At 52.0% G+C, this 3,326-nt stretch carries 2 protein-coding genes and 2 pseudogenes; 3 read left to right on the forward strand and 1 reads right to left on the reverse strand.

Features of this window, described 5'->3' with window-relative positions; translation table 11 throughout:
• The first annotated feature begins 116 nt into the window (after nucleotides 1-116).
• A pseudogene (gene hisP, locus QZ506_RS20030) lies at nucleotides 117-839 on the forward strand (histidine ABC transporter ATP-binding protein HisP).
• A 55-nt stretch (nucleotides 840-894) separates the two neighbouring features.
• Here the strand turns inward: hisP and QZ506_RS20035 are convergent.
• A complete protein-coding gene (locus QZ506_RS20035; protein ID WP_291973420.1) occupies nucleotides 895-1,797 on the reverse strand; it encodes a TIGR01777 family oxidoreductase in 903 nt (300 codons plus the stop codon).
• Nucleotides 1,798-2,169: 372 nt separating this feature from the next.
• On the opposite strand from QZ506_RS20035, the pseudogene QZ506_RS20040 reads away from it, so the two are divergent.
• Nucleotides 2,170-2,904, forward strand: a pseudogene (locus tag QZ506_RS20040) (amino acid permease); the annotation flags it as partial.
• 73 nt (nucleotides 2,905-2,977) lie between these two features.
• A partial coding sequence (locus QZ506_RS20045; protein WP_291973422.1) for an IS5 family transposase occupies nucleotides 2,978-3,326 on the forward strand: 349 nt, incomplete at its 3' end.

Below are 3,326 nucleotides of genomic sequence, written 5' to 3' on the forward strand. Positions count from 1 at the left end.
AGGAAAAATAGCCCGGTAGTGGAAAGCGCAGAAGAAACACGCTAACACGATAAAAAAGTCAGGTTCCCGGATGATCGATACGATGCGAAAACGTGATCGACCTTAGATGCGAATCGATGATCGATCGCATGCGAATATGCATTCAGGCGAAAGCGGGCGATGTAATTTCTATTATCGGGTCGTCAGGGTCAGGGAAAAGTACGCTGCTGCGTTGCATCAAATTTCTGGAAAAACCGTGCTAGGGTGCGATATTCGTCAACGATGAAGAGATTCGCATGGTGCGTGACACTAATGGACAACTGAAAGTATTTGATAAGAAACAACTGCAACTGCTACGCACACTGTTGACCATGGTCTTTCAGCATTTCAACCTGTGGAGCTTTATGACCGCACTGGAAAATGTCATGGAAGCGCCAGTGCAGGTACTGGGATTGAGCAAAGCGGAAGCCCGCGAGCGTGCGGTGCGTTATCTGGATAAAGTAGGGATTACTGGCGAGGCGCAGAATAAATACCCGTCCAATCTCTCCGGTGGGCAGCAGCAGCGAGTCTCCATTGCCCGTGCGCTGGCGATGGAACCGGAAGTGCTGCTGTTTGACGAACCCACGTCCGCGTTGGACCCTGAACTGGTGGGGGAAGTGTTGCGTATCATGCAGCAACTGGTGGAAGAGTGCAAAACCATGGTGGTCGTCACCCATGAAATGGAGTTTGCTCGTCACGTATCAAGCCATGTGATCTTTTTGCATCAGGGTGTGATCGAAGAAGAAGGTCCGCCAGATCGCGTAGTTGGCAACCCGGCGAGTCCCCGTTTGCAGCAGTTTCTCTCTGGTGCGTTGAAGTAACTGGCGCCGTTATCAACAGGGCGTATTTTGCGATGTTCGACGATACGCCCTGTGGCTATTTTTTCCCGGTGACTTCTTTGAGCGCGTCTTCCAGTTCGTAATAGCGAAAACCGAATCCATCGGCCTCCAGCCGATGTGGTGTGGCACGCTGTCCACCCAATACCAGCGTGGCGGCTTCTCCCATCAGCAGTTTGAGTGCAAATGCGGGCACGCGCATAAAACATGGGCGATCCAGCACGTGGGCCAACATGGCGCAGAACTGCTCATTGCGTACAGGATAGGGGGCCGTCATGTTAAAGGGGCCGCGAAGAATCGGGTTATCCAACAAGTAAAGAATGGCATTGACCATATCGTCGATATGAATCCACGGCATGTACTGTTTGCCCGAACCTAAGGGGCCACCCAGCCCGACGCGGAAGGGGGGCAGCATTTTTGCTAATGCACCGCCGTTAGCAGCCAGTACGATGCCCGTGCGCAGCAGACAGACGCGTGTGCGATCGCTCTCCGCACTCAGCGCCAATTCCTCCCAGCGCGCACAGAGTTGATGGGTAAATTCGGGCGTCGGTGATTCATCCTCGGCGATGAATGCCGCCCCTTGATTGCCGTAATAACCGACCGCAGAACCGGAAATGAATACCGCTGGCGGCGAGGCGCTGGCTTTAATCAACGTAGCCAAATGCTCGGTAAGCTGCCAGCGACTCTCGCTCGGTTTCAGCTTTTGTTGCGGCGTCCAGCGTTTGTCCGCAATCGGTTCTCCGGCCAGATTGATGACGGCATCAATATCATCCAGTGAGGTGTGATTTTGCAGCGTTGACCAATACTCTACGCGCTCGCCGAGTGCCTGACGTGCGTGCGCTGTATCGCGAGTGAGTACCGTGACATGGTGAGATAAAGACAGTAATCGAGCAATCAGGTGGCTGCCAATCAGGCCTGTGCCGCCCGTAATCAGTAGTTGCACCGTTGCCTCACTTATTCCCTATCGGTTCTGATGGCGCTTTAAGGATGTAACCTAGTACGTGTCCGTATTTTTATCATGAATGCTAATGATAATAGGTGATTCTGCGCGAGATACCGTGACGATCAGGTAAAAAATCGCTGCATTTCAGTACGCCTCGCTGCCCTTGAGATTGGCAAAGCCTGCTGCATTATGGGGCGAACTGCTGCAAAACATCGCAGGTTGAATGGCGGCGATGGTTGACTTACCTGCGCAATGTCAAGTTGTGTAAGGTCTTTTCGTCTTTGGTATGCGCTTTGCGCTGTGACTCCCATAGGTTATTTCTACGGGATAAACAACACGCAAACCAACAGTGCACAACCAGGATTAAAAAGGATGCTCGGTAGCTTCCATTTATGGGGCATTGCTGTCGGGTTGGTGATTTACGGTGAGTATTTTGGCTGGAGCTACGGCTGGGCGCAGGCAGGCACGCTGGGCTTTTTGATCACCTCATTGGCGATTGCGGCCATGTATTGCGCCTTTATCTTCAGTTTCACGGAACTGACGACATCCATTCCCCACGCCGGTGGGCCTTTTGCCTATGCCTACCGCGCTTTTGGCACAACCGGGGGCTTTATTGCAGGTTTTGCCACGCTGATTGAATTTGTGTTTACACCGCCGGCCATTTCCATGGCGATTGGTGCCTATCTCAACGTACAGTTCCCGTCTTTAGACCCCAAATGGGTTGCGGTGAGCGCCTATCTGATCTTTATGGGGTTGAATATTCTGGGGGGTTGGCATTGATGCTACCTTTGAACTGCTAGTCACCTTACTGGAGATTTTCGAACTGCTGGTGTTTATGGGGTGGTAGCACCTGGATTAGAATGGGCAAACTTTGCTCGTGGCGGTTGGGCGGGGATGGACAGTTTCAGTCCGATTGCCTTATCCGGTATTTTTTCCGCCATTCCCTTTGCTATCTGGTTCTTTCTCGCCATTTAGGGGGCGGCGATGGCCGCTGAAGAAGCGAAAGATCCTAAACGCACCATTCCTCGCGCCTTTGTCGGTGGCATACTGACCTTAAGCTTGCTGGCAATGGGGGTGATGCTGTTTGCCGGCGGGGTGGGGGATTGGACGCAGCTTTCTAGGTTGTGTCCCTTAATTGCCTGATTTATAGTAACCGTATGTTTCCACAGTATATTGAACTATGGCTCGCTACGACCTTCCCGATGAAGCATGGATGATCATCCAGTCTTTACTGCCTACTGAACCAGCAATACCACGTGCCGGACGTCCATGGGCAGAACATCGTAAAATCATCAATGGTATGTTCTGGATTCTGTGCTCAGGTGCTCCATGGCGTGATTTACCTGAGCGATATGGTCCGTGGAAAAACGTATATAACCGCTTTAATCGGTGGTCAAAATCGGGTGTGATTAACATTATTTTCAACAGGTTACTTTCTGCTCTTGATGCGCATGGTCTCGTTGACTGGTCTGCCACGGCGCTGGATGGCAGTAATATCCGGGCGCTGAAATGTGCTGCCGGTGCTCAAA

Origin of the sequence: Candidatus Symbiopectobacterium sp., from assembly GCF_020054415.1 — a bacterium.
Lineage (GTDB): Bacteria > Pseudomonadota > Gammaproteobacteria > Enterobacterales > Enterobacteriaceae > Symbiopectobacterium.